At 72.1% G+C, this 25986-nt stretch carries 20 protein-coding genes; 8 read left to right on the top strand and 12 right to left on the bottom strand.

The features are described from left to right. Window positions 1-88: 88 nt before the first annotated feature. A complete protein-coding gene (gene ybaK, locus ABEB09_RS24990; protein ID WP_345692153.1) occupies window positions 89-586 on the top strand; it encodes a Cys-tRNA(Pro) deacylase in 498 nt (165 codons plus the stop codon). Between the two features lie 27 nt (window positions 587-613). Here the strand turns inward: ybaK and ABEB09_RS24985 are convergent, their stop codons facing one another. The 4 genes from ABEB09_RS24985 to ABEB09_RS24970 all read right to left on the bottom strand — a co-directional run bounded on the left by ABEB09_RS24985 (window position 614) and on the right by ABEB09_RS24970 (window position 4713). Further along, window positions 614-1291 (bottom strand): DUF2567 domain-containing protein, encoded by a 678-nt coding sequence (locus tag ABEB09_RS24985; protein ID WP_345692152.1) that lies wholly within the window; start codon window positions 1289-1291, stop codon window positions 614-616. Window positions 1292-1374: 83 nt separating this feature from the next. Continuing rightward, complete coding sequence (locus tag ABEB09_RS24980) at window positions 1375-2202, bottom strand: ABC transporter permease (RefSeq protein ID WP_380867896.1); 828 nt, start codon at window positions 2200-2202, stop codon at window positions 1375-1377. Between the two features lie 133 nt (window positions 2203-2335). After that, window positions 2336-3307 (bottom strand): ABC transporter ATP-binding protein, encoded by a 972-nt coding sequence (locus tag ABEB09_RS24975; protein ID WP_345694078.1) that lies wholly within the window; start codon window positions 3305-3307, stop codon window positions 2336-2338. Between the two features lie 71 nt (window positions 3308-3378). Next, on the bottom strand, window positions 3379-4713 hold the full coding sequence (locus ABEB09_RS24970; RefSeq protein WP_345692151.1) for an NYN domain-containing protein: 1335 nt from the start codon (window positions 4711-4713) through the stop codon (window positions 3379-3381). Between the two features lie 253 nt (window positions 4714-4966). Here ABEB09_RS24970 and ABEB09_RS24965 point away from each other — a divergent pair, with 253 nt between their 5' ends. Continuing rightward, the gene (locus tag ABEB09_RS24965; protein WP_345692150.1) at window positions 4967-5137 is read left to right on the top strand and encodes a hypothetical protein; all 171 of its coding nucleotides are present in this window, start codon (window positions 4967-4969) and stop codon (window positions 5135-5137) included. Window positions 5138-5237: 100 nt separating this feature from the next. Here the strand turns inward: ABEB09_RS24965 and dnaE are convergent, their stop codons facing one another. Further along, window positions 5238-8777 carry a DNA polymerase III subunit alpha gene (gene dnaE, locus ABEB09_RS24960; protein WP_345692149.1) on the bottom strand — a complete coding sequence of 1180 codons (3540 nt, stop codon included), beginning with the start codon at window positions 8775-8777 and terminating at the stop codon, window positions 5238-5240. Window positions 8778-9006: 229 nt separating this feature from the next. Between dnaE and ABEB09_RS24955 the strand changes: the two genes are divergently transcribed. The 4 genes from ABEB09_RS24955 to ABEB09_RS24940 all read left to right on the top strand — a co-directional run bounded on the left by ABEB09_RS24955 (window position 9007) and on the right by ABEB09_RS24940 (window position 13736). Next, a complete protein-coding gene (locus ABEB09_RS24955; RefSeq protein ID WP_345692148.1) occupies window positions 9007-9696 on the top strand; it encodes a hypothetical protein in 690 nt (229 codons plus the stop codon). 48 nt (window positions 9697-9744) lie between these two features. Further along, complete coding sequence (locus ABEB09_RS24950; protein WP_345692147.1) at window positions 9745-10584, top strand: DsbA family protein; 840 nt, start codon at window positions 9745-9747, stop codon at window positions 10582-10584. A gap of 210 nt (window positions 10585-10794) precedes the next feature. Then, on the top strand, window positions 10795-12438 hold the full coding sequence (locus ABEB09_RS24945) for an alkaline phosphatase D family protein (RefSeq protein WP_345692146.1): 1644 nt from the start codon (window positions 10795-10797) through the stop codon (window positions 12436-12438). A gap of 296 nt (window positions 12439-12734) precedes the next feature. Further along, complete coding sequence (locus tag ABEB09_RS24940) at window positions 12735-13736, top strand: zinc metalloprotease (protein WP_345692145.1); 1002 nt, start codon at window positions 12735-12737, stop codon at window positions 13734-13736. 151 nt (window positions 13737-13887) lie between these two features. Here ABEB09_RS24940 and ABEB09_RS24935 read toward each other — a convergent pair whose 3' ends face one another. Then, a complete protein-coding gene (locus ABEB09_RS24935) occupies window positions 13888-14457 on the bottom strand; it encodes a dienelactone hydrolase family protein (protein ID WP_345692144.1) in 570 nt (189 codons plus the stop codon). Between the two features lie 36 nt (window positions 14458-14493). On the opposite strand from ABEB09_RS24935, the gene ABEB09_RS24930 reads away from it, so the two are divergent. Continuing rightward, window positions 14494-15564, top strand: coding sequence for a mechanosensitive ion channel family protein (locus ABEB09_RS24930; protein ID WP_345692143.1), 1071 nt, complete (start codon window positions 14494-14496; stop codon window positions 15562-15564). A 24-nt stretch (window positions 15565-15588) separates the two neighbouring features. Here the strand turns inward: ABEB09_RS24930 and ABEB09_RS24925 are convergent, their stop codons facing one another. The 5 genes from ABEB09_RS24925 to ABEB09_RS24905 form a co-directional block, all read right to left on the bottom strand. Beyond that, on the bottom strand, window positions 15589-17175 hold the full coding sequence (locus ABEB09_RS24925; protein ID WP_345692142.1) for a Na+/H+ antiporter: 1587 nt from the start codon (window positions 17173-17175) through the stop codon (window positions 15589-15591). 76 nt (window positions 17176-17251) lie between these two features. Then, complete coding sequence (locus ABEB09_RS24920) at window positions 17252-17719, bottom strand: GNAT family N-acetyltransferase (protein ID WP_345692141.1); 468 nt, start codon at window positions 17717-17719, stop codon at window positions 17252-17254. Continuing rightward, a complete protein-coding gene (locus ABEB09_RS24915; protein ID WP_345692140.1) occupies window positions 17716-18657 on the bottom strand; it encodes an RluA family pseudouridine synthase in 942 nt (313 codons plus the stop codon). The genes ABEB09_RS24920 and ABEB09_RS24915 overlap by 4 nt, the downstream gene beginning before the upstream one ends. A gap of 57 nt (window positions 18658-18714) precedes the next feature. Beyond that, complete coding sequence (gene lspA / locus ABEB09_RS24910) at window positions 18715-19275, bottom strand: signal peptidase II (protein WP_345692139.1); 561 nt, start codon at window positions 19273-19275, stop codon at window positions 18715-18717. 57 nt (window positions 19276-19332) lie between these two features. Continuing rightward, window positions 19333-20937, bottom strand: coding sequence for a TraR/DksA C4-type zinc finger protein (locus ABEB09_RS24905; RefSeq protein WP_345692138.1), 1605 nt, complete (start codon window positions 20935-20937; stop codon window positions 19333-19335). Window positions 20938-21537: 600 nt separating this feature from the next. Here ABEB09_RS24905 and ileS point away from each other — a divergent pair. Then, the gene (ileS, locus tag ABEB09_RS24900; protein ID WP_345692137.1) at window positions 21538-24669 is read left to right on the top strand and encodes an isoleucine--tRNA ligase; all 3132 of its coding nucleotides are present in this window, start codon (window positions 21538-21540) and stop codon (window positions 24667-24669) included. A 248-nt stretch (window positions 24670-24917) separates the two neighbouring features. Here ileS and ABEB09_RS24895 read toward each other — a convergent pair whose 3' ends face one another. After that, window positions 24918-25979 carry a DivIVA domain-containing protein gene (locus tag ABEB09_RS24895; RefSeq protein WP_345692136.1) on the bottom strand — a complete coding sequence of 354 codons (1062 nt, stop codon included), beginning with the start codon at window positions 25977-25979 and terminating at the stop codon, window positions 24918-24920. Window positions 25980-25986 lie beyond the last annotated feature (7 nt).

Here is a 25986-nt window from a genome sequence, read left to right as displayed (position 1 = left end):
GGCTGACAGGGGCGACGGACAGCCCCGACGGACAGCGCGACCGACGAGCCCCGACCGGCAGGGTGACCGACGACAAGAGGGACAGGGGATGGCGAAGAAGGCGAAGAAGCAGCCCGGGGGCACTCCGGCGACGGTGGCCCTGACCGCGGCCGGCACACCGTTCACCCTGCACGCGTACGACCACGACCCGGCGTCGCCGTCGTACGGCGACGAGGCCGCGCAGGCCCTCGGCGTATCGCCGGACCGGGTGTTCAAGACGCTGGTCGCGGACGTCGACGGCGCGCTGACCGTCGCCGTGGTGCCGGTGGCGGGCCAGCTGGACCTGAAGGCGCTGGCGGCGGCCGTCGGCGGCAAGCGCGCGGCGATGGCCGACCCCGCGGCGGCCGAGCGGACCACCGGGTACGTGCGGGGCGGGATCTCCCCGCTCGGGCAGCGCAAGAAGCTGCCCACGGTGCTGGACTCGTCGGCCTCGCGGCACGAGACGATCTGCATCTCGGCGGGCCGCCGCGGCCTGGAGGTCGAACTCGCGCCGACGGACCTCGCGGCGCTGACGAGCGCGGTGCTCGCGCCGATCGGCCGCGGCTGAGCGACGGCCCGAGGCCGCTCCCCGCCGTCAGGGCCGGTTGTCCCCCGGCGGCGGGGGCGGCGGCCCGTACGGGGAGAGGTCCCACTCGGGCTCCGGGTCCCGGGGCCCGAACAGGGCGGTGACCGCCGTGTGGACGACCATCGCGGCGATCGGCCAGGCCAGCAGCGCGCCGAACGCCTGGAGCTTCAGCGGCCCGTCGAACGTGACGCCCGGCCCGACCGCCCGGGCGTGCGCCACCACGTCGTGCGTCGGACCCAGCAGGGTCCCGGTGCCCCAGCCGAGGACCGCGCCGAGCAGCCCGCCCAGCGCCAGGCCCAGCACGACGCCGATGCCGCCACGGCGCAGCACCAGGAACACCACCAGCGCGCTGACCACGCCGAAGGCCAGGGCCAGCAGCATGAAGGTGCCGTCCGCGCCGACCGCGGCCTCGCCCTCGGTGTCCTTCAGGAACACGGCCTTGCCGTCGGAGACGAGCGGGATGCGCGGCGCCAGCCACAGCCACAGCAGTCCGAGCGCGACACCGCTGATCGCCACCGCGAGGAGCACGACGGCGCCCTGCCGCACCTCCGTCGCCACGTCGCCGTCGTCCGCCCCGGCCGCCGTGTCCTTGGCGAAGGGGTACGGGGGCGGCCACATTCCGGGCGTCTGGTCGTTCGGCACGTCGTCACTCGATGGCTGGTGGGGAGGGGTCAGGGGTGCGGTCACCCTGTCATCGTGCCAGGCCGCCGGACGGGCCGCCTCACCGGACCTGCGCCGACCCTCACCGGACCTGCGCCGACCCGGCGGACCTAGCGGACCGCCGCCCGCCGGTACGCCCAGGTGGCGACGGCCAGCGACACGACGGCGACGCCCGCGCAGACCGCGAGGTCCAGGCCGACGGCCGTCCAGTCGGGTCGGTCGTCGAAGGTCCGGGCCAGCGCCTCCACGCCGTACGTCGAGGGCAGCAGGTCCCGCGCCCAGCCGATCGGGCCGGGCATCCGGTCGGCGGGCAGGACGCCCAGCAGCAGCGCCGCCGACATGCCCAGCTGGCCCAGCAGGGTGGCGAGCTCCTGGCGCGGGGCGAGCAGGCCGAGCGCCGCGCCGAGCCCGGCGAGGGCGGCGCCGGCGAGCGGCACCACCGCGCCCAGCACCCACAGGTGCGTCAGCGGCAGCTGGAACAGCAGGGAGCCCACGACGGCCGTGACGACCGTGCCGGGCGCGGTGAACGAGGCGTACGCACCGGCGGCGCCGAGCACGACGGCCGCGGGCGGCACCGGCAGCGTGGCGTAGTGGTCGAGCCCGCCGCTGGCCCGGAGCTGGCCGAAGTACTGGGCGAGCAGGTTCAGCGCGACGAACGCCACGACCAGGACCGACGAGCCGGCGACGACCGCGCGGGCCTCCGCGCCGCCGTCGACGACGCCCCGCATGAGGACCATGATCCCGACCGACTGGAAGGTCGCCACGAACAGCAGCGGGATGCGCGCGACGCGGGCCCGGGACAGCTGGGCGCGGTAGACCGCGGCGAGCGACGGCAGCAGCCGCGCGCTGGGCGCGAGCGGCGCGGCGGGCCGCCCCGCCCCGGCGGCGGCCGGGCGGACGGCGGGCGGCGACAGGGCCTCCGCGGGCACAGTGCTCACCGTTCGCCACCCCTGTCGTTGCCCACAGCCTCACCCTTGTCCACACGTCCGTACGCCGCCGGGGCCCCGTACCCGTGCCCGCGCCGGATCCGGGGCCCGCTCCCGTGGGGTACGTACGGGCCCGCTCCCGCGTTCATGCCTTGACCAGCCCCTTCGCCTCGCCCCCGAGCGCCAGGTACACGTCCTCCAGGCTCGGTGTGGCCAGCGTGAAGTCGTCGAGCGCGGCGAAGGCCGCGCCGCCCGTCACCGCCGCCACGGCCGCGCGCGCCTCGTCGGGTGCGAGCCGCAGCACCCACCGGCGCCCGGACTCGCGGGCGGAGGGGAGCAGCGCGGCCACCTCGGGCACGTCCAGCGGGGCCCGCTCGCGCCACACCAGTTCGACGCGCACTTCACCGGCCACGCGCTCCTTGAGCCCGGCCGGGGTGTCGCAGGCGATGACCCGTCCCCGCTCCATGACGGCGACCCGGTCGAGGACCGTCTCGGCCTCGATGACGTTGTGGGTGACGAGCAGCACCGTCGTCCCCCGTTCGGCGCGCCGCCGGTCGACGGCGGCCCACACGGCGCGGCGGGCGACCGGGTCCATGCCGGTCGTCGGCTCGTCGAGCACGAGCAGTGGCCGCTCCCCCACCAGGGTCGCGGCGAAGCAGGCGAGCCGGCGCTGTCCGCCGGAGAGCTTCTTGAGCGGGCGGCCGGCGAGGTCGGCGAGGCCCAGTTCGTCGAGGACGGCGTCGCGCTCGGCGCGGGCGTCGCGGGCGGTGAGCCCGCGCAGCCGCCCGGTGGTCTCGGCGGCCAGGGCGACGGTCAGCTCGTCGAGCGCGGTGGACTCCTGGCCGAGGTAGCCGATGAGCCGCGCGGCGCGCTCGGGGTGGCGTACGAGGTCGTGGCCGAGCACCTCGACGGTGCCGGAGTCGGGCCGCATCAGTCCGGTGAGCTGGCGTACGAGGGTGGACTTGCCCGCGCCGTTGGGGCCGAGCAGTCCGAAGACCTCGCCGCGCCGCACCTCCAGGCCGACCCCGTCGGTGGCCCGCACCTCGGGGGTGGCGGGCGCTCCGCGCCTGCCGCGCGCGGCGGGGTACGTCTTCACCAGATCCCGCACCACGCACACCGTACTCACGAGGGATGAGCCTAAGGGGTCGGGCGGACCGGACCGCGCCCGGGGCGCCCGTACGCCGTGGGCTACTCGCCGGCCGCCGCGTGCTCGGCGGCGGCCCGTACGTCGATCTCGCGCCAGAACCCGGCCCGGATCGCGTACCGGTCGTGCTCGTCGATCTGGTCGTCCTTGTGGGCGAGCAGCCCGAAGCGGGCCGCGTACCGCAGCAGTTCGCCGTCGATGCGGTGCGGGATGCGGGGGTACATGGTGGAGAGCTTCTGGACGTGGCCCTGGTCGGGGAGCCGTTCCATCCAGCGGCGGGCGAAGACCTGGCCGACCTCGAAGGGGTCGCCGCCGACCGTGGTGATGTCCTCCTCGCGGTCGGCCCAGCGCTGCTCGGCGCTGGTGAGCTGGGCGAGAGTGGGCAGGGACGCGGTCTCGGGGGGTTCGCCGAGAGGGCCGCCGGGGCGGTCGATCCAGCCGCGGTCGGAGGACCAGCGCAGGGTCGCGTTGGCGGGGGCGGGCGGGGAGGCGGGCGTGGACTGGTGTCCCGGCGCGCGGAGCCCGGCGAGGTCCTTGGGGGTGGGGACGGCCCGGCCCGCGCCGGAGGAGGACGGGCCCGCGGACTCGGGGGTGCCTTCGGCGTGCGTGCCGTTGACGTGCCCGCCATGGGCGGAGGTGCCGTTCACGGCGGAGCCGGCGGGCGCGGCGCCCTGGGCGGCGGGGGTGCCGTTGCGTACGGGGGCGGGCGTGGCGTCCTCGGCGCGTTCGGCTGCGGCGAGCGCCGCCTCGGGGAGCGGGGCGGCGAGGATCGCGGCGATCTCGGGGCGGGGCACGGGCGGCGGGGCGCACGGGCCGGTGAGGTCCTTGGGCCGTACGGCCCGGGTGATCCAGGCCCGGTCGAGGACGCGCCGCTCGTCGGCCTCGGCGACCAGGTCCTCCGACTGGTTGTAGTCGCCGTCGGCGGCCTGGACGGCCCAGAGGTGGACGGCGACGCCGTGTTCCTTCGCGGACATCAGGCCGGGCAGCAGATCGCCGTCACCGGTGACGAGCACGACGTCGGAGCAGGCGCGGTTCCTGGCCAGTTCGGTCAGTTCGGCGTGCATGGCGGCGTCGACGCCCTTCTGTGCCCAGCGGCCGTCGCTGCGGGTCAGCGCGCCGAGCCGGACGGTCACGCGGGACATGACGCGCAGCCGGCGGTGCTCGGGCTGGGGCACGCGGTCGGGTGCGCCGTCGAACCAGTAGATCCGGAGCAGGGGTTGTTCCGTGTCGGCCTCGGCGCGCTCGCGCAGTCCCTGGATGAGGGCGGCGTGGTCGACGGTGATCCGTGAGCGGGCCGGTTCCCCGGCGAGGAGGCTGGCGGCCGCGCCCAGCAGGTAGCCGGCGTCCACCAGAACGACGCAGCGGTCCACGTGTTCCACCCTCTTTCGGGAACCTCGGGATCGGAAGTTGCTTCGGGTTTCCTTCGAGTCTGCCCGACTGCCGGAGTGTTAACGGCCGGAGCACGATCATCGGCGTGGCGCCTCACCGTACGCCCGTCCGGCGGGCCCTGACCACGGTCCTGGCGAACACGGCGCCGACGACTACGGACCGCAATGATCCAAAATGCGCGGTTCATAACGGTGTGTGAGTCTGGCAGCGGCCCTGGCCCCACATCCCCCAGGAGGCACCACCATGGCCAAGAACAAGAAGCAGGACCGCAGTCAGAAGGCGTCGGCGGCGGAGCGCGGCGCGCAGCAGTCGCGCGAGCAGTCGATGGAGCAGCAGGCCGAGCAGCGCGCGTCGCAGGTGACCCCCGCGGACATCGCGCACAAGGGCCGCCAGAAGAGGTTCGGCCACAACTGACGCCGACGCGTGTCATGCGGAAGGGGCGCGCCCGTGACGACGGGCGCGCCCCTTCGCGGAGCGGTGCCGGCCGTCCGGAACGGCGCGGGCGGCGGCCGGCTCAGCCGGCCAGGCAGGAGGGCCCGAGGAGCACCTTGAGGTCGCCGAAGAGCGCCGGGTCGGGCTGGACGCGGTGCCGGTCGAGCCGGAGCACCGTCGTGGTGCGGGGGCCCTGGAGCTTGATCCGCACCTCGGTGTTGCCCTTGTGGTGGCTGAGGATCTCGCCGAGGCGGCTGACCATGGGCGGGGTGACCTTCACGGTCGGGATCGTCAGGACGACGGGCGCGTTCGTCCCGGCGGAGGAGAGGTCCGGGACCATCAGCTCCATGGCGACGAGCCGCGGCACGTCCTCGCGCTTGTCGAGCCGCCCCTTCACGAAGACGACGGTGTCCTCGACGAGCTGGGTGGAGACCAGCTGGTAGGTGGCGGGGAAGAACATGCACTCGATGGAGCCGGCCAGGTCCTCGACGGTCGCGATGGCCCAGGCGTTGCCCTGCTTGGTCATCTTGCGCTGGAGGCCCGAGATGATGCCGCCGATGGTGACGACCGCGCCGTCGGCGTGCTCGCCGCCGGTGAGCTGGGCGATCGCCGCGTCGGTCTTGTCGGACAGGACGTGCTCGATACCGAAGAGCGGGTGGTCGGAGACGTACAGGCCGAGCATCTCGCGCTCCTGCGCGAGCAGGTAGGACTTCTCCCACTCGACGTCGGAGAACTCGACGTCCAGGCCGAAGCCGGGCTCGCCGCTGTCCTCGTCGCCCATCCCGCCGAACAGGTCGAACTGGCCCTCGGCCTCCTTGCGCTTGACCGCCACCACGTTGTCGATCATCGACTCGTGGTGGGCGACCAGGCTCTTGCGGGTGTGGCCCAGCTCGTCGAAGCCGCCGGCCTTGATCAGCGATTCGACGGTGCGCTTGTTGCAGACGACGACCTCGACCTTGTCGAGGAAGTCGGGGAAGGAGCTGTACTTGCCCTTCGCCTTGCGGCACTTGATGATCGACTCGACGACGTTGGTGCCGACGTTGCGGACGGCGGACAGGCCGAAGAGGATCACGTCGTCGCCCTGGGCCGCGAAGTTCGCCTCGGACTCGTTGACGTTCGGCGGGAGCACCTTGATGCCCATGCGGCGGCACTCGTTCAGGTAGACGGCGGACTTGTCCTTGTCGTCCTTGACCGAGGTGAGCAGCGCCGCCATGTACTCCGCGGGGTGGTTGGCCTTGAGGTACGCCGTCCAGTACGAGACGAGTCCGTACGCGGCGGAGTGGGCCTTGTTGAAGGCGTAGCCGGCGAAGGGGACCAGCACGTCCCAGAGGGCCTGGATGGCCTCGTCGCTGTAGCCGTTCTTGCGGGCGCCGGTCTGGAAGATCGTGAAGTTCTTCGCCAGTTCCTCGGGCTTCTTCTTGCCCATGACGCGGCGGAGGATGTCGGCCTCGCCGAGCGAGTAGCCGGCGATGATCTGGGCGGCCTTCTGCACCTGCTCCTGGTAGACGATCAGGCCGTAGGTGACGTCCAGGACCTCCTTGAGGGGGGCCTCCAGCTCCGGGTGGATCGGGGTGATCTCCTGCTGGCCGTTCTTGCGCAGCGCGTAGTTCGTGTGCGAGTTCATGCCCATCGGGCCCGGCCGGTAGAGGGCCGACACGGCGGAGATGTCCTCGAAGTTGTCGGGCTTCATCAGCCGCAGCAGGGACCGCATGGGGCCGCCGTCGAACTGGAAGACACCGAGGGTGTCGCCGCGCTGGAGCAGTTCGAAGGTCGTGGGGTCGTCGAGCGGGAGGCCGAGGAGATCGATGTCGATCCCCTTGTTGGCCTTCACCATCTTGACGGCGTCGTCCATGATCGTGAGGTTGCGCAGGCCCAGGAAGTCCATCTTCAGCAGGCCGAGCGACTCACAGCTCGGGTAGTCCCACTGGGTGATGGTGACGCCGTCGGTGTGCCTCACCCAGACGGGGACGTGCTCGGTGATGGTCTCGCTGGACATGATCACGCCGGCGGCGTGCACACCCATCTGCCGGACCAGGCCCTCGACGCCGCGGGCGGTGTCGATGACCTTCTTCACGTCCGGCTCGTTCTCGTACATCGACCGGACCTCGCCGGCCTCCGAGTAGCGGGGGTGGGAGGGGTCGGTGATGCCGGAGAGCGGGATGCCCTTGCCGAGGACGTCGGCGGGCATGGCCTTGGTGATGCGGTCGCCCATCGCGTACGGGTAGCCGAGGACGCGCGCGGAGTCCTTGATCGCGTTCTTGGCCTTGATGGTGCCGTACGTGCCGATCATGGCGACCTTGTCGGCGCCGTACTTCTCGGTCACGTACCTGATCACCTCGACGCGCCTGCGCTCGTCGAAGTCGATGTCGACGTCGGGCATGGAGACGCGCTCGGGGTTGAGGAACCGCTCGAAGATCAGTCCGTGCGGGATCGGGTCGAGGTCGGTGATGCCCAGCGCGTACGCGACGATCGAGCCGGCCGCCGAGCCTCGGCCGGGGCCCACGGCGATGCCGTTCTTCTTGGCCCACATGATGAAGTCGGCGACGACGAGGAAGTACCCCGGGAACCCCATCTGGATGATGACGTCCATCTCGTACTCCGCCTGCTTCTGGCGGTCCTCCGGGATGCCGCCGGGGAAGCGGCGGTGCATGCCCCGCTGGACCTCCTCCTTGAACCACGTGACCTCGGTGTGGCCCTCGGGGATGTCGAACTTCGGCATGAGGTCGCGCTTCTCGAACATGCCGGACGGGTCGACCATGTCGGCGATGAGCCGCGTGTTGGCGCAGCCCTCCTGCCAGGCGTCCGACGAGTCGATGGCGTACATCTCCTCGGTGGACTTCAGGTAGTAGCCCGTGCCGTCGAACTTGAAGCGGTCCGGGTCGGAGAGGTTCTTGCCGGTCTGGATGCACAGCAGGGCGTCGTGCGCGCCGGCCTCGTGCGCGTACGTGTAGTGCGAGTCGTTGGTGACCAGCGGCGGGATGCCGAGCTTCTTGCCGATCTCCAGCAGGCCGTCGCGGACCCGGCGCTCGATCTCGATGCCGTGGTCCATCAGCTCCAGGAAGTACCGCTCCTTGCCGAAGATGTCCTGGTAGTCGGACGCCGCCTTCAGGGCCTCGTCGAAGTGGCCGAGCCGCAGCCGGGTCTGCACCTCGCCCGAGGGGCAGCCGGTGGAGGCGACGAGCCCCTCGGACCACTGGGCGATGGTCTCCTTGTCCATGCGCGGCCACTTCTGCAGCCAGCCCTCGGCGTACGCGTCGGAGGAGAGCCGGAAGAGGTTGTGCAGGCCCGTGCTGTTGTACGCCCAGATCGTCTTGTGGGTGTAACCACCGGAACCGGAGATATCGTCCCGCTTCTGGTGCGGCTGGCCCCAGAGGATCTTCCGCTTGTTGCGCCGGGACTCGGGGGCGACGTACGCCTCGATGCCGATGATCGGCGTGACGCCCGCCTTCTTGGCGGAGTGGAAGAAGTCGTACGCCCCGTGGAGGTTGCCGTGGTCGCTCATGGCGATATGGGTCATGCCCATCTCGTTGCAGGCAGCGAACATGTCCTTGAGCCGCGCGGCACCGTCCAGCAGCGAGTACTGGGTGTGCACGTGAAGGTGCGTGAACGGCGGCTTCGACACGGCTGCGGCCTCCGGGGGTCGGGAGAGGGGGACAGCTCGGAAGTCTACGACTCCGGTCCGACAACGCGGGCTCACACGACCGGGGAGCATGGCCACGGAAGGTGACGGGCACGTCACTGTTCGAACGCGCAGCAGGGAATGCCGCCCACGGACCGGGACCGGCCGACGTGCGGCGGACCGGGAACCCCTTAAGGGACGTTTACACCTCTCCGTGGGACACTCTCCCGCGATGGACGACATGACCGGGACCCAGCTGAGGGGGGTACGGGCGGCGGTCTTCACGGCACTGGTCGTGACGCTGTCCGTGACCTCCCACGTGCTGCTGTCCCGGGTGCCGCTGCCGCTGACCGCCGTCGGTCTGGTCGCGGCCGGGATCTTCGCCGTCGCGTACGCCTCGGCCGGCCGCGAGCGGGGCTTCTGGCGCATCGCCGGGCTCCTCGTCCCGCTGGAGCTGGCCGCCGACACGGTGTTCACCGCCGGCCAGCACACCTGTTACGGCCCGGCCGGCGGCCCCGTCGCGGGCTCGCTGCGCACGGTCGGCGTGGACGTGCTGTGCGGTGACGCGCTGGGTACGGCGCTGCCCGGCGTCGCCGCCGCCCCGGACTCGGCCGCGGTGGCGCTCCTGCACTCGGCGGACCCGGCGGTGCCGTGGCTGCTGCTCGCCGCGCACGTGGGCGTGGGCCTGGCCGCGGCGGGGTGGCTGCGGGGCGGCGAGTCGGCGCTGGCGCGGCTGCTGCGGGCGGTGGCGGCGTGCGCGTTCCGGCCGCTGCTGGTGGCCTGCGCGGCCGTCACGCGCGCGGTGGCCGGGACGGCCGGCGAGGCGGCGCGCCCGTACGGCCGTCCCCGTTCCTCCCGCACCCGTCTCCTCGTGCACTGCGTCGGGCGCAGGGGCCCGCCGTACCGGACCGCTCTCGTCTGAGCGTCCGGCACAGCAGTCCCTTCACCACCCGAGACGGAGAACATCCCCATGAGTGCACGCAACAGCAAGGCGAACAAGGCGGCGGCCCGCGAGCGGCTGCGGCTGGAGCGCGAGCGCCAGGCCAAGAAGGAGAAGACCCGCCGGCAGGTCGTCGTCGGCGTCTCGGCCCTGGCGGTCCTGGCCCTGGCCGGCGGCATCGGCTACGCCGTCGTGCAGGCCGGCAAGCCCTCCCACTGGGAGGCCGCCAAGGACGCGAAGAGCGTCACGGCGCCGAAGAACACGTCGGGCGAGGACGGCACCACCGTCCTCATCGGCAAGCCGGCCGCGAAGAAGACCCTGGAGATCTACGAGGACCCGCGCTGCCCGGTCTGCGCGTCCTTCGAGCAGCGGGTGGGCGAGACGGTCCAGAAGGACGTCGAGGCCGGCAAGTACAAGGTGCGGTTCGTGGGGGCCACGTTCCTGGACGGCGACGCCATCGACCAGGGCCGCGTCGGGTCGAACGGCGAGGGCTCCAAGAACGCCCTGTCCGCGCTGGGCGCCGCGCTCGACGTGAGCCCGGAGGCGTTCCTCGCGTACAAGGCGGCGCTGTACTCGACGAAGTTCCACCCGGAGGAGGCGCTGGACAAGTTCTCCAAGGACTCCTACCTCCTGGAGATCGCGGACGCCGTGCCGGCCCTCAAGAACAACGCGCAGTTCAAGAAGAACGTGGAGGAGGGCACCTTCGACGCGTGGGCGCTGAAGATGTCCGAGACGTTCGACAAGAGCGGCGTGCAGGGCACGCCGAGCCTGAAGATGGACGGCAAGTTCATCACGGCCCCGGGCCGTGACACGGCCCCGATGACGGCCCCGGAGTTCACGACGGCGGTGGAGAAGGCCCTCAAGGGCTGACCCCGCCCCACCCCCGAAGCGGCCACCTTCACGCGAAGGTGGCCGCTTCGCGTTGTCCGCTTTCGTCCGTTCTCCTCGCCGTCCTCCTTGACGTCCTCCTCGCCGCCCCTCTCCCCCGTCACGCCCGTAGATCAGAAGTGGTCAAGTTCCACCAGAATTCCGGCCGTTAAGACTTACCCACCAGTAACGTGACAGGTAGTCTGTTCCGCCGTGACCAGTCGAAACCTCACAACTCCCTCGCGCCGCGCCATAGTCAAGGCCGCCGCCGCCACCGCCGTCGCCGCTCCCGTCCTCTCCTCCGCGTCGTACGCCGTCGCACAGACGCACGCCCCGCTCTTCCTGCACGGTGTCGCCTCCGGTGACCCGCTGCCCGACGGCGTCCTGCTGTGGACACGCGTCACCCCGTCGCCCGACGCCGTGCCCGGTTCGGGCAACGGGGCCGACACCGAGGTGAGATGGGAGGTCGCGGAGGACAGATCGTTCACGCGGACCGTCACCCAGGGCTCGCTCGTCGCGACCGCTGGCTCCGACCACACCGTCAAGGTGGACGTGCGCGGCCTGCGCCCGGAGACCACCTACTGGTTCCGTTTCACGGCCGGGACCACCGTGTCCCCCACCGGCCGCACCCGCACGACCCCCGCCCTCGACGCGGACACCTCCGGCGTCCGGTTCGGTGTGGTGTCCTGCGCCAACTGGGAGGCCGGCCACTTCGCCGCGTACCGCCACCTCGCCGAGCGCGCCGACCTGGACGCCGTCCTGCACCTCGGGGACTACATCTACGAGTACGGCTCCGGCGCGTACCCCAAGACGGACAAGGTCCTGCGGCCGCACGAGCCGCGGGGCGAGATCGTCACCCTGGCCGACTACCGCGTCCGGCACGCCACGTACAAGACGGACCCGCACCTCCAGGCCCTGCACGCCGCGCATCCCATGATCGCCATCTGGGACGACCACGAGTTCGCCGACGACACGTGGTCGGGCGGGGCCGACAACCACACCCCCGGTACGGAGGGCGACTGGGCGGAGCGGATGGCCGCCGCCAAGCGCGCGTACTTCGAGTGGATGCCGGTGCGCACCTCCACGGAGGGCACGGTCTACCGGCGGCTCCGCTTCGGCAGGCTGGCGGATCTGCATCTGCTGGACCTGCGCTCGTTCCGCTCCCAGCAGGCCTCCACGGGCAGCGGCAAGGTCGACGACCCCGAGCGCACGATCGCCGGCCGCGCCCAGCTCGACTGGCTGAAGGCCGGTCTCGCCGCCTCGGACACCGCCTGGCGCCTGGTGGGCACCTCCGTGATGATCTCGCCGGTCGCGTTCGGCTCGCTGCCCGCACACCTGCTGGAGCCCGTCGCCGAGCTGCTGGGCCTGCCGAAGGGCGGTCTCGCCATCAACGTGGACCAGTGGGACGGGTACACCGACGACCGCAAGGAGCTGCTGGCCCACCTGATGGACCGGGCGATCCGCAACACGGTCTTCCTCACCGGCGACATCCACATGGCGTGGGCCAACGACGTCCCGGTCACGGCGGCGACGTACCCGAAGTCGCCCTCGGCCGCGACCGAGTTCGTGGTGACCTCGGTGACCTCGGACAACCTCGACGACATCCTCCACGTCCCCGCCGGCACGGCCTCGCTCGTGGCGACCACCGCCATCAAGGCGTCCAACAGCCATGTGAAGTGGCTGGACATGGACAGCCACGGGTATGGAGTCCTGGACGTCACCGGCGAGCGTTCGCAGATGGACTACTACGTGCTGTCCGACCGCAGGAATCCGGACGCCACGTCGAAGTGGACGCGCTCCTACCGGACGCTCAGTGGAACGCAGAAGGTCGAGCGGGTGTACAACCCGGTGCGATGACCCACTGACAAGGGCGATTTTCAGCCAACCCACGGCGTGTTAACACAAGATCACAGAGCCGTGTCGGGCGGTGTGATCCATAGATCGAATATGGACACACCGCCCGCACCCGGTGGCGCGTTCGTTACGTACACATCTCAAGACCCGGGACAGACCGAAGTTTTTCTCCCTGATGTCTCTATTTACTCAACGATTGATTGGGCCGGATCACTTCTCATCAACATCTGACATGGCCACGTAATCTCCCCGCGGTGGTGAGGAAGGCCCTCGCCACAGCCCCCCGCGAGGAGTCACCCATGCGTGCTCTTGCCCGAATAGCTCCGCGTTCGCCCCACCGGGTGCTCGGAGCCGTGGCCCTGGCCGGAACCCTGGCCCTGGCCCCCTTCTCCGCTCCCACCGGCGCCTCGGCCGCCACCGCTCCGGTCGCCGCCGCCGAGGAGTGCGTCGAGGAGACGGGCGCGAGCGCCCACGCGCGTGAGACCCGCCCCGGTGCGATCGAGGCGCACGAGCCCAACGAGGTCACCGCGGCCAAGGCCGAGGCCATGGAGGCGGACCTCCAGAAGAGACTGAAGGCCGCGAAGGCCAAGGGACTCGACAGCAGCCGCTTCGACATGGCCGCCGTCTCCACCACCATCCCGGTGTACTTCCACGTCATCCACGACGGCACCAAGGGCAAGCTGTCCACCACGGACATCAACAACCAGATGGCCGTCCTCAACTCCGCCTTCGGCGGCCAGGGCACCGGCAACACCGACACGGGCTTCCAGTTCACGCTGGCCGCCACCACCTACACGGACAACGCGGCCTGGTACAACCTCTCCTCCGGCTCCGCCGAGGAGAAGGCCATGAAGTCCACGCTCCGCCAGGGCGGCGCGGGCGCGCTGAACTTCTACACCGCCAACCTCGGCGGCGGTCTGCTCGGCTGGGCGACCTTCCCGTCCTCGTACAACTCCAACCCGTCCATGGACGGTGTCGTCGTCCTCGACGCCTCCCTGCCGGGCGGCTCGGCGGCCAACTACAACGAGGGCGACACCGCCACCCACGAGGTCGGCCACTGGATGGGCCTGTACCACACCTTCCAGGGCGGCTGCAGCGGCCAGGGCGACTACGTCGCCGACACCGCGGCCGAGAAGAGCCCCGCGTACCAGTGCCCGACCGGCCGTGACTCGTGCGTCCGCCAGGCCGGTGTGGACCCGATCCACAACTTCATGGACTACACGTACGACGCCTGCATGTACCAGTTCACCTCGGGCCAGGTGCAGCGCATGCAGGACCACTGGACCGCGTACCGCGGCTGACGCACCGCGCCCGCGCGGCGCGGTGACCGGCTGAATCGCATCACGCCCAGTACCCGGAGCGGCGGCCCTGCCGCACTCCGCCCGGGTACTGGGCGTTCGGCGTGTCCGGGGCGCCGGGGGTCCAGGGCGTTCGGCCCCCGCAGCCGCGGCGTCAGAGCGAGTCCAGGAACCCCAGGGCCGTCGCCCATGTCCGTTCGGCCGCGTCCTCGTCGTAGTCCGGCAGGTCGGGGTCCGTGTACAGGTGCCCGGCCCCGCGGTAGCGGTGCACCTCGACGTCCGCGCCGGCCTGCCCCATCTGCAGGTACCAGGTGTTCAGCCAGTCGTCCGGCTCGAACGGGTCGGGGTCGGCGACGTGCAGCTGGACCGGCAGTCCGTCCAGCGACGCGGACTCCTCGACGTCGAAGGTGCCGTGGAGCAGGAGCAGCCCGCGGGCCTTCTCGTCGGCCATGGCCAGCGTCTGGGCGAACGCGGCGCCCAGCGAGAAACCCGCGTACACCAGGCCCCGGTCGGAGTGCGGAGCCGCGGCCGAAACGGCGCGCTTCACCAGCTCGTCCCAGCCGATCCGGTCCTTGATCTCCCTCCCCTCCTCCACCGTGTCGGCGGTTTGGCCGTCGTAGAGGTCGGGCACGTGCACCTGGTGCCCGGCCGCGCGCAGCCGGTCGGCGGCCGCGTGGACGGCCGGGCGCAGACCGTAGACCGAGTGGATCAGCATGATCTCCATTCGGTCATCCTGCCACTTCCCGCTAGCGTCGGAGGAATGGAGAACGTGCTGCGCCCGCTGATCGTCCTCGGTGGCTCGGTCGCCCTCACCCTGGTGCTCGGCTGGCTCGCCGACCTGTTGCTGCGACGGGCCGACGGACGGCACCCGGAGACCCCGCTGTGGGGTCTGCTGCGCCGCTGCCGGGTGCCGCTCCAGCTGGTGCTGCTGACGGCGGCGCTGCGCGGCTCGTACCGGGAGATCGAGTGGCGGGTCGTCGAGGACCACGAGGTCGGCATCGGGCGGGCGCTGACGCTCGTCCTGATCGGGGCGGGCGCCTGGCTGGTGGTGCGGATCGCCTCGGCCGCGGTCGAGGCGACCTACGCGCGGTACGCCGCGTCGGGCCGGGACGCCGCCCGTGTCCGCCGTGTCCGTACGCAGGTCACGCTCATCATGCGGATCGTCACGGCGGTCGTGGCCGTGGTGGCGATCGCGGCGATGCTGCTGACCTTCCCGGACTTCCGCACGATCGGTACGTCGATGCTGGCGTCCGCGGGCATCATCGGCATCGTGGCCGGCGTCGCCGCGCAGTCCACGCTCAGCAATGTCTTCGCGGGCTTCCAGATCGCGTTCGGCGACATGGTCCGCATCGGCGACACCGTGGTCGTGGACGGCGAGTGGGGCGTGGTGGAGGAGGTCACGCTGACCTTCCTCACGGTACGGACCTGGGACGAGCGCCGGATCACCATGCCCGTCTCGTACTTCACCAGCAAGCCGTTCGAGAACTGGTCCCGGGGCGGGGCCCAGATCACCGGCACCGTCTACTTCCACCTCGACCACGCGGCGCCCGTCGGGCTGATGCGCGACCGGATGCGGGAGCTGCTGGAGCAGAACCCCGCCTGGGACGGCCGCGGCTGGTCGCTGGTCGTCACGGAGACCACGCCGAGCACGATGGTGGTACGGGCGGTGGTCACCGCGAAGGACGCCGACGATGTCTGGACGCTGCGCTGCGACGTGCGGGAGCAGCTGATCGCCTGGCTGTGCGCGCACCATCCGTACGCGCTGCCCCGCGTCGCCACGACGGCGGCGCCGGACAGGGACGAGGACGGCAGGCGCGGGCAGCGCGGCTGACCCGGACTCAGGTTCTCCCCCTGTTCAGCCGAGGCTGCGGACGTCCAGCCGGCGCAGCACGCGGTCCACGATCTCCGGGTCGGCACCCGGCTCGCTGCGCGCGGCCAGGACCTCGTGCCGGGCGGCCGACATCAGCTCGTGGTGCAGGCGGTGCAGCTCCCTGACCCGGTCGGCCCGGTGCGCGGCCGAGGAGCGGCGCTCCTCGTCCAGCAGGTCGGGGCTGATGCGCGCCCCCAGGTCGTACGCCACCCGCTGCAGCCGCTCCAGCACCTCCTCGGGCAGCTCCTCGTCCTCCTGGATCTCCTTCAGGCGCCGCTTGGCGGCCCTGGCGGCCCGTACGGCCAGGTCCCGCTCCAGCCGGCGCTCCAGGTCGCAGTCCGCCCGCACACCGAGCCGACGGACGAGCGCGGGCAGGGTGAGGCCCTGCAGGACGAGGGTGGTCATGATCACGCAGAAGGCGAGGAACACGATCTCGTCCCGCCCCGGGAACGGCTCGCCCGCTTCCGTGCGCAGCGGCACCGCCAGGGCGAGCGCGACGGACGCGACACCGCGCATCCCGGCCCACCACATGACGACGGCCTCCCGCCAGGTCATCGGGATGTCCTCGGCGGTGTCGCGGCGGGTGTGCAGCCGCTTCGCCAGCCATGTGGCGGGCAGCAGCCACAGCAGCCGGACGCCGATCACGGTGCCGGCGGTCACCGCGCCCCAGCCCAGCATCCGCAGCTCGCGCCCCTCGGCGGTGCCGAAGACGGCGCTCAGCTCCAGGCCGACGAGCCCGAAGGCGATCCCGGTGACGAGGGTGTCGACGATCTCCCAGAAGGTGCGGCCGGTGAGCCGGCCCATCACGTCGTCGGCGTCGAGCGTGTGCTCGGCCAGGTAGAGGGCGGTGACGAGGACGGCGAGGACGCCCGAGCCGTGCAGCTCCTCGGCCAGGACGTACGCCACGAACGGTACGAGGAGGGTCAGCCCGGTCTGGAGCGTCGCGTCACCGAGGACACCCATCAGCCGGTCCGTGAGCCGGCCGAGGGCGAGCCCGGCCGCCACGGCCACGACCGCGGACAGCAGCAACTGCACGCCGGCGCCGGTCCAGGAGAAGGCGCCGCCGACGACGGCGGCGATCGCCACGTGGTACACGACGATCGCCGTCACGTCGTTGAACAGGCCCTCGCCCTCCAGGATGGAGACCAGCCGGCGCGGCAGCCCCAGCGAACCGGCGACGGCCGTGGCGGCGACCGGGTCGGGCGGGGCGACGAGCGCGCCGAGCGCGACGGCCGCGGCGATCGGCAGCCCGGGCACGACGGTGTGCGCGACGGCGCCGACCACGGCCGTGGTCACCAGGACGAGGGCCACGGCGAGCAGCAGGATGGGCCGCTTGTTGGCCGCGAACTGCCGCCAGGAGGTGCGCTGCGCCGTCGCGTACAGCAGCGGGGGCAGCACCAGCGGGAGGATCAGCTCGGGCGGGAACGCGACGTCCGGCACGAACGGGAGAAGCGCCAGGACGACGCCGAGGAGCGTCATCAGCACCGGCGCGGGCAGACCCAGCCGCTCACCGAGGGGTACCGTCACCACCGCGCCGAGCAGCAGCACGAAGAGCAGGGCCAGTTGGTCCACGGTGCGACGCCCTCCGCCCGGTCACGCCCCGTGGGGCGGGGCGTCGACGATCAGGGCATCCACCCTGCCACGGCGCTCAGAGCACGCGGCGCATCGCGCGGTGCGGCATGCCCGCGTCGGGGAACTCCGGGCCGTACGCCTCGTATCCCAGCCGCTCGTAGAACCCCAGCGCGTGGGTCTGCGCGTGCAGGTCCACGGCGGTCAGCCCACGGCCCCGCGCCACGTCCTCGACGGCCCGCACCAGGGCGGCGCCCACGCCGAGCCCCCGCGCGGCCTTCGACACCGCGAGCCGGCCGAGCGAGCCGACGCCCTCGGCGCCCCCGGTCCTCCCGGCGGCGTCCGCCCCGTACAGCAGCCGCCCCGTGCCGAGGGGCAGGCCGTCGGCGCGGCGGACGGCGAGGACGTGCACGGCGGTCGTGTCGTACGCGTCGTACTCCAGCTCCTCGGGCACGCCCTGCTCGACGACGAACACCTCGCGGCGCACGGCGAAGCCCGCCTGCCGGTCGGCCTCGGTCACGGCCTCCCGCACGAGGAAGGGGCTCATGCGCTCTCCGCCGCTATGGTGTCCAGCGCGTGCTGGAGGTCCTCCGGGTAGCGGCTCTCGAACTCGACCCAGCGGCCGTCCGCCGGGTGCTCGAAGCCGAGCCGCACCGCGTGCAGCCACTGGCGGGTCAACCGCAGCCGCTTCGCCAGGGTCGGGTCCGCGCCGTACGTCAGGTCGCCCACGCAGGGGTGGCGGTGCGCGGACATGTGGACGCGGATCTGGTGCGTACGGCCCGTCTCCAGCTTGATGTCCAGCAGGGACGCCGCTCGGTACGCCTCGATCAGGTCGTAGTGCGTCACCGACGGCTTGCCCTCGGCGGTGACCGCCCACTTGTAGTCGTGGTTCGGGTGGCGGCCGATCGGCGCGTCGATCGTGCCGCTCAGCGGGTCGGGGTGGCCCTGCACCAGCGCGTGGTACCGCTTGTCGACGACCCGCTCCCGGAACTGGGCCTTCAGCAGCGTGTACGCCCGCTCCGACTTGGCGACGACCATCAGCCCGGACGTGCCGACGTCGAGCCGGTGCACGATGCCCTGGCGCTCGGCCGCGCCGGAGGTGGAGATCCGGTATCCGGCGGCGGCGAGCCCGCCGATCACCGTCGTACCCGTCCAGCCGGGGCTCGGGTGCGCGGCGACGCCGACCGGCTTGACGATCACGACGATGTCGTCGTCGTCATGGACGATCTCCATGCCCTCGACCGGCTCGGCGACGATCTGCACCGGGGCGGGCGCGCCCGGCATCTCGACCTCGAGCCAGGCACCGCCGCTGACCCGCTCGGACTTGCCGACGACGGCCCCGTCGACGAGGACCTTGCCCGCGGTGGCCAGCTCGGCCGCCTTGGTGCGGGAGAAGCCGAACATGCGGGCGATGGCGGCGTCGACGCGCTCGCCCTCCAGGCCGTCGGGAACGGGCAGCGTACGGATCTCGGGAATCGTGCTCACCCGTCGAGTATGCCTTGTCGGCGCGCGTGCCCGGTCAGCCTGTGGACAACGCGGGGCTCAGTCCTTGTGGACGGTCCCGTCCGGGTCCAGTCCCCGGAAGGACAGGATGACGATCAGGAAGCCGCCGCACACGATCGCCGAGTCCGCGAGGTTGAACACGGCGAAGTGCGTCGGCGCGATGAAGTCCACGACCGCGCCCTCGAAGATCCCCGGCGACCGGAAGATCCGGTCGGTGAGGTTGCCGAGCGCGCCGCCGAGCAGGAGGCCCAGCGCGATCGCCCACGGCAGGCTGTAGAGCTTGCGCGCCAGCCGGATGATCACGACGATCACCGCGGCCGCGATCACCGTGAAGATCACCGTGAACGCCTCGCCGATCCCGAACGCCGCACCCGGGTTCCGTACCGCCACGAACTTCAGCACACCGTCGATGACCACGATCGGGTCGCGGTGCTCCAGCTTGGCCACGACGAGCATCTTGCTGCCGAGGTCCAGCAGATAGGCCACGAGGGCCACGGCGAAGAGCGCCACGACCCTCCGCCTGCCCTTGGGCTGCTCGGCGGGAGCCGCAGCCTCGTCGTCAACATCCGGCGTACCGATGATGCGCTCCGCCTCTGCCACGTGTGTCCCTCAACCTAGGTGCCTGACTGTGACGAGGGTACGGCACACACGTGCGGATCAGCCTCGGCGTTCCTGCTTCTGCTTGTCCTCCACGCACAGGGTGGCCCGCGGGAAGGCCTGCATACGGGCCTTGCCGATCGGACGCCCGCACACCTCGCACAGGCCGTAGGTGCCCGCGTCGAGCCGCTGGAGGGCGTGCACGGTCTGCTCCAGGGTCGCCCGGGCGTTGGCGGCCAGCGCCATCTCGTGCTCGCGGGTGATGTTCTTGGTGCCCGTGTCGGCCTCGTCGTGCCCGGCGCCGTCACCGGAGTCCCGCATCAGGCCGGACAGCGCCGCCTCGGAGGCGGCGATCTCCTCTTGGAGGCGCCTGGCCTCGCTCTCCAGCTCCGCGCGGGCCTCCGCGACCTCCTCGGCGGTCCACGGCTCCTCGCCGGCGCGTACGGCGAGCTCCTCGGGCGCCGCCTCGGCGACCCCGCGGGCCGGGGGCACCGCCGCGCCGCCGGCCGCCGTGGTCACGTCCGCCGTCTTCTTCGCTGCCACCGTCCTGGCTCCTGTCTGCTCCGCGGCCTGGGCCGCCCCCTCGGCCGCGGGCGCGGCCTTCTTCACGGCCCGAGCGGCCGTGGCCTTCTTGGCCGCAGCTTTCCTCGCGGCGGTTTTCCTCGCGGCGGGCCTCCCGCCGGGAGCGGCTGCCGGCGCGGCCGCCGGAGTCGTTTCCACGGCTTCCCCGGCGGCCGGCGGGGCGGCCGTCCCGGCATTCGCCCTGGTGGCCGCCTTGCGCGCCGGCGCCTTCTTGGCGGCGGCTTTCTCGGCGGGTGCCTTGGCGGCCGGTGCCTTGGCGGGTGCCTTCGTGGCCGGCGCCTTGACCGCTGCGGGTTTCGTGGCCGGTGCTTTCTTGGCCGGGGCCTTCGTGGCCGGTGCTTTCGTGGCCGAAGCCTTCTTGGCCGGCGCCTTGGTTTCTGTGACCTTCACGGCTGGTGCCTTCTTGGCTGGTGCCTCAGCGGCCGTGGCCTTCTTGGCCGCCGTTCTGCCGGCCGCCGCCTTGGAGGCGGCCGTCTTCTTCGTGACCGCCTTCTTGGTGGCCGCCTTCTTACTGACCGCCTCCTTGGTGACCGTCTTCTTGGCAGGGGCCTTCTCGGCCGTGGTCTTCGCGGTTCCTGCCTTGGGGGCCGCCGCCTTCGCGCCGGCCGCCTTCTTGGCCGCGGCCTTGGTGGCCGCGGCCTTCTTCGCGGGGGCCTTCGCGGCTGCCGCCTTGGTGGTCCCGGCCTTCGTGGCCGGCGCCTTCTCCGCCGTCGCCTTCGTCTCCGCCGTCTTCTTGACGGCCGTCCTCTTGGCCGCCGTCCCGCCCGGTGCCGCGCTCTGGGACGCGGCCTTCTTCGTGGGCGCTCTCTTGGCGGGGGTCGTGGCGGGGGCCTCGGCCGCCCGGGCGGGCCTCTGCGCGCCTCCTGCGGCTCCGGAGGATCCCGCGACCTTCCTGGCGGTGGCCTTCTTCGCCGCGGCCTTCTTGGTGACCGTCTTCTTCGGGGCCGCCTCCTTGGCCGTGGACCGCGTGGTGGAGCGGGCGGCGGCGGTGCTCTTCTTGCCGCCCGGGTCCTTGACCGCCGCACCCGCAGCGGTGGATCTCGTGGACGCCGTCCTCGTGACGGCGCTCTTCTTCGCCACCATGCCGCGGCCCCTTCACATATTGTGATCTTGCTCGCGAATCGTGCTGGGACGATAAATCGACTCCAGCCCCGCGGCAACGGGGCACGCCGCCGGTTCCGCCCACCCCGTCACACGACAAGGCGAGCCTGCATGCCTTGTGCCCAGCTCCCCCGCCGGTAATCGCCGTATTGCCCCGTCCGGAACCCGCCCTGACCCGTATGCCCGCCCGGGTCACCCACCCGGCCCCGCCGGAACACCGCCCGGCCCACCGGCACCCGCCGGCCGCCGCGCGCAAAACCTGTCGGCCCGTGTCCGTGCGGCCCCGTACACTGGGCGGAGCGAAAGGCGTGGATGGGGACCAGTAGCGTCGTACGCAGCCATGAGCGACCCGGGGACGGTGAGAGCCCGGGGGCGAGCCCGATGTGAAGCATCACCCCGGAGCCGCCGGAAGAAAGCCTTGGAGAGTGGGCTCCGCCCACGGACGCAGGGTCAGTAGAACCGGCTTCGCGACCCGAATGAGGGGGCGTCGGGCCTTGTGCCCGGGGCCAAGGAGGGTGGTACCGCGGGAGCACATGCTCTCGTCCCTCCGACGGAACGAGGAACAGTCCGCCGGAGGATCCGATGTCGCAGTACCGCCAGGTACCCGCCCAGGTCGACCTGCCCGCCCTCGAGCACGCCGTGCTCGATTTCTGGCGCGAGAGCAAGGTCTTCGCCAAGAGCCTCGAGCAGTCCGAGGGCCGCCCGGAGTGGGTGTTCTACGAGGGCCCGCCCACGGCCAACGGCATGCCGGGCGCCCACCACATCGAGGCCCGCGTCTTCAAGGACGTCTTCCCCCGCTTCCGCACCATGCGCGGCTACCACGTGGCCCGCAAGGCCGGCTGGGACTGCCACGGCCTGCCGGTGGAGCTGGCCGTCGAGAAGGAGCTGGGCTTCTCCGGCAAGAAGGACATCGAGGCGTACGGCATCGCGGAGTTCAACGCGAAGTGCCGTGAGTCCGTGACCCGGCACACCGACGCGTTCGCCGAGCTCACGACGCGCATGGGCTACTGGGTCGACGTGGACGACGCGTACCGGACGATGGACCCCGAGTACATCGAGTCCGTGTGGTGGTCCCTGAAGGAGATCTTCGACAAGGGCCTCCTGGTCCAGGACCACCGGGTGGCGCCCTGGTGCCCCCGCTGCGGCACGGGCCTGTCGGACCACGAGCTGGCGCAGGGCTACGAGACGGTCGTCGACCCGTCCGTGTACGTCCGCTTCCCGCTGACGTCCGGCCCGCTGGCCGGCGAGGCGTCCCTCGTCGTCTGGACGACCACGCCGTGGACGCTGGTGTCGAACACCGCCGTCGCCGCGCACCCCGACGTCACGTACGTCGTCGCGACGAACGGCGAGGAGAAGCTGGTCGTCGCCGAGCAGCTGCTGGCGAAGGCGCTCGGCGAGGGCTGGGAGGCCACGGGGCAGACCTTCACGGGCGCGGAGATGGAGCGCTGGGCGTACCGGCGCCCGTTCGAGCTGGTCGAGTTCCCGGACGCGGCGCACTTCGTCGTCAACGCCGACTACGTGACCACCGAGGACGGTACGGGTCTGGTCCACCAGGCCCCGGCCTTCGGTGAGGACGACCTCAAGGTGTGCCGCGCCTACGGCCTGCCGGTCGTGAACCCGGTCCGCCCGGACGGCACGTTCGAGGAGGGCGTCCCGCTCGTCGGCGGCGTGTTCTTCAAGAAGGCCGACGAGGCGCTGACGGCCGACCTGGGCGCCCGCGGCCTGCTGTTCAAGCACATCGCGTACGAGCACAGCTACCCGCACTGCTGGCGCTGCCACACGGCGCTGCTGTACTACGCGCAGCCGTCCTGGTACATCCGCACGACGGCGGTCAAGGACCGGCTCCTGGCGGAGAACGAGGCGACCAACTGGTTCCCGGAGTCCGTCAAGCACGGCCGCTTCGGCGACTGGCTGAACAACAACATCGACTGGGCGCTCTCCCGGAACCGCTACTGGGGCACCCCGCTGCCGATCTGGCGCTGCGAGGAGGGTCACCTCACGTGCGTCGGCTCGCGCGCCGAGCTGACCGAGCTGACCGGCACCGACCAGTCGGGCCTCGACCCGCACCGCCCGTTCATCGACGACGTCACGTTCCCGTGCCCGACGTGCCGGGAGACGGCGACGCGCGTCCCCGAGGTCATCGACGCCTGGTACGACTCGGGCTCGATGCCGTTCGCGCAGTGGGGCTACCCGTACAAGAACAAGGAGCTGTTCGAGAAGCGTTACCCGGCGCAGTTCATCTCGGAGGCCATCGACCAGACCCGCGGCTGGTTCTACACGCTGATGGCGGTCGGCACGCTCGTCTTCGACAAGTCGTCGTACGAGAACGTGGTGTGCCTGGGCCACATCCTCGCCGAGGACGGCCGGAAGATGTCCAAGCACCTGGGCAACATCCTCCAGCCGATCCCGCTGATGGACCAGCACGGCGCGGACGCGGTCCGCTGGTTCATGGCGGCCGGCGGCTCCCCGTGGGCGGCGCGCCGCGTCGGCCACGGCACGATCCAGGAGGTCGTCCGCAAGACGCTCCTCACGTACTGGAACACGGTCGCGTTCCAGGCGCTGTACGCGCGGACGGCGGGCTGGGCGCCCTCGGACGCCGACCCGGCGCCGGCGGAGCGCACGGTCCTGGACCGCTGGCTGCTCAGCGAGCTGCACGCGCTGACCGACCAGGTCACGCAGGCCCTGGAGGCGTACGACACGCAGCGCGCCGGCAAGCTCCTGTCGGCGTTCGTCGACGACCTGTCCAACTGGTACGTGCGCCGCTCGCGGCGCCGGTTCTGGCAGGGTGACGCGGCGGCGCTGCGCACGCTGCACGACGTGGTCGAGACGGTCACGCGGCTGATGGCCCCGCTGACCCCGTTCATCACCGAGCGGGTGTGGCAGGACCTGGTGGTGCCGGTGACGCCGGGCGCCCCCGAGTCGGTGCACCTGTCGACGTGGCCGGAGGCGGACCTGTCCGCGATCGACCCGACCCTGTCGCAGCAGATGACGCTGGTGCGCCGCCTGGTGGAGCTGGGCCGTGCCACGCGCGCGGAGTCCGGTGTGAAGACCCGCCAGCCGCTGTCCCGCGCGCTGGTCGCGGCGAGCGGCTTCGAGGCCCTCTCCCCCGAGCTGCACGCGCAGATCACGGAGGAGCTGAACGTCTCGTCGCTGGCCTCCCTGTCGGAGGTGGGCGGCTCGCTGGTCGACACGACGGCCAAGGCGAACTTCCGGGCGCTGGGCAAGCGCTTCGGCAAGGGCGTGCAGGACGTCGCCAAGGCGATCGCGGCGGCCGACGCCGCGGCCCTGTCGCTGGCGCTGCGCGACGGCGAGGCCACGCTGGAGGTGAACGGTGAGACGGTCACCCTCGCCCCCGACGAGGTGATCATCACCGAGACGCCGCGCGAGGGCTGGTCGGTCGCCTCCGACGCGGGCGCGACGGTCGCGCTCGACCTGGAGATCACGCCGGAGCTGCGCCGTGCGGGCCTGGCCCGTGACGCGATCCGCCTGATCCAGGAGGCCCGCAAGAACAGCGGCCTGGACGTCGCCGACCGGATCGCGCTGCGCTGGGAGTCCACGGACGAGGAGGTCGCCGCGGCCCTGTCGGACCACGCCGGTCTGATCGCCGACGAGGTCCTGGCGACGGACTTCGCGCGGGGCGAGGCGGACGGGTCGTACGGCGAGCCGTTCACGGACGAGCCCCTGTCCCTGACGTTCCGCCTCCGCAAGGCCTGACCCGGCCCGGGCCCGGCCCCGGACGAACGGAAGCCCCGGCGCTCCTGGCGCCGGGGCTTCCGCGTACCCACAGGTCGTACGACGGCTCCAGCCGAGCCCCGGTCCGTGCTCCCGAAGCGCCCCTCGTACGCCGAAGCGCCCCCGCCCATACGCCCGTACGCCGAAAGGGCCGGGGCCCGGAACGGATGTTCCGGGCCCCGGCCCTGCCGACTGCCGACGGCTACGCGCTCACAGCGCGCCCGCCGGCGTCAGTTGTCGTCCTCGTCGATGAGGAAGCCGCGCATCGGCGACGGAGCCTGCTGCATCGGCTGCGGCGCCTGCGGCCGCACCGGTGCCATGGGCTGGGTCATCGCCGGCGACATCTGCTGCTGACCACCGTACGACGGGGCGCCGCCCATCGTGGGGCCGCCGCCCATGGTCTGGTTGCCGCCGTAGGACGGGGCGCTCGCACCGGCGGACGCCATCGACGGGGACGGCGGCAGCGAGGCGGTGGCCGGAGTCCGCGGCGGGGCCAGCGACTCGTCGCCCTGGCTCTCCAGCTGACGCAGCTGGCTCTCCAGGTACGACTTCAGACGCGTGCGGTACTCGCGCTCGAAGCCGCGCAGGTCCTCGACCTTGCGCTCCAGCGTGGCGCGGGCGGACTCCAGGGAGCCCATCGCGACGCGGTGCTTCTCCTGCGCGTCCCGCTCCAGCGCGTCGGCCTTGGCGCGGGCGTCGCGCTCCAGGCCCTCGGCGCGCGAACGCGCCTCACCGACGATCTTGTTGGCCTCGGAGCGGGCCTCCGCGATCGCCTGGTCGGCGGTCTGCTGGGCCAGCGACAGGACACGGGCGGCGCTGTCGCCACCGGGGCCCTGCTGCGGCATGCCGGGAGCGTGACCGCCCATGGGGCCACCCATCGGACCGCCCATGGGGCCGCCCTGCATGGGACCGGGGCCGTGCGGGCCCTGGGGGCCGCCGTGGCTGGGACCGGCCGGCAGCTGAGGAGCACCACCCGGCAGCTGGGGCGGGCCCATCTGCGGGGGCTGCTGCTGGACCGGCGGTCCGGATATGGCGGCGGGCACGGGTGCGCCGGGACCCACCGGGCGCTCCTGCTGCTCCGGCGGCTTGCGCATGGCCTGCTGCTGGTTCTGCGCGGCGGCGCGCGTGGCGGCGGCCAGCTTGGCGCGCAGGTCCTCGTTCTCGCGGAGCAGGCGCGTCAGCTCGGCCTCGACCTCGTCGAGGAACGCATCGACCTCGTCCTCGTCATAGCCTTCTCGGAGACGGACGGTCGTGAACTGCTTGTTCCGCACGTCCTCGGGGGTCAGCGGCATCTCTTCT

It is taken from the genome of Streptomyces coeruleoprunus, assembly GCF_039542925.1.
Classification (GTDB): domain Bacteria; phylum Actinomycetota; class Actinomycetes; order Streptomycetales; family Streptomycetaceae; genus Streptomyces; species Streptomyces coeruleoprunus.
This window is presented reverse-complemented; position numbering and strand designations above follow the sequence as displayed.

What these genes read in the sequence shown, in the direction of transcription:
- ybaK (WP_345692153.1), top strand. Translation starts at nt 89, where the DNA reads ATGGCGAAGAAGGCGAAGAAGCAGCCCGGGGGCACTCCGGCGACGGTG.
- ABEB09_RS24895 (WP_345692136.1), bottom strand. Translation starts at nt 25,979, where the DNA reads ATGCCGCTGACCCCCGAGGACGTGCGGAACAAGCAGTTCACGACCGTC.
- ABEB09_RS24950 (WP_345692147.1), top strand. Translation starts at nt 9,745, where the DNA reads ATGAGTGCACGCAACAGCAAGGCGAACAAGGCGGCGGCCCGCGAGCGG.
- ABEB09_RS24935 (WP_345692144.1), bottom strand. Translation starts at nt 14,457, where the DNA reads ATGGAGATCATGCTGATCCACTCGGTCTACGGTCTGCGCCCGGCCGTC.
- ABEB09_RS24955 (WP_345692148.1), top strand. Translation starts at nt 9,007, where the DNA reads ATGGACGACATGACCGGGACCCAGCTGAGGGGGGTACGGGCGGCGGTC.
- ABEB09_RS24920 (WP_345692141.1), bottom strand. Translation starts at nt 17,719, where the DNA reads ATGAGCCCCTTCCTCGTGCGGGAGGCCGTGACCGAGGCCGACCGGCAG.
- ABEB09_RS24965 (WP_345692150.1), top strand. Translation starts at nt 4,967, where the DNA reads ATGGCCAAGAACAAGAAGCAGGACCGCAGTCAGAAGGCGTCGGCGGCG.
- ABEB09_RS24940 (WP_345692145.1), top strand. Translation starts at nt 12,735, where the DNA reads ATGCGTGCTCTTGCCCGAATAGCTCCGCGTTCGCCCCACCGGGTGCTC.
- ABEB09_RS24930 (WP_345692143.1), top strand. Translation starts at nt 14,494, where the DNA reads ATGGAGAACGTGCTGCGCCCGCTGATCGTCCTCGGTGGCTCGGTCGCC.
- ABEB09_RS24905 (WP_345692138.1), bottom strand. Translation starts at nt 20,937, where the DNA reads ATGGTGGCGAAGAAGAGCGCCGTCACGAGGACGGCGTCCACGAGATCC.
- ileS (WP_345692137.1), top strand. Translation starts at nt 21,538, where the DNA reads ATGTCGCAGTACCGCCAGGTACCCGCCCAGGTCGACCTGCCCGCCCTC.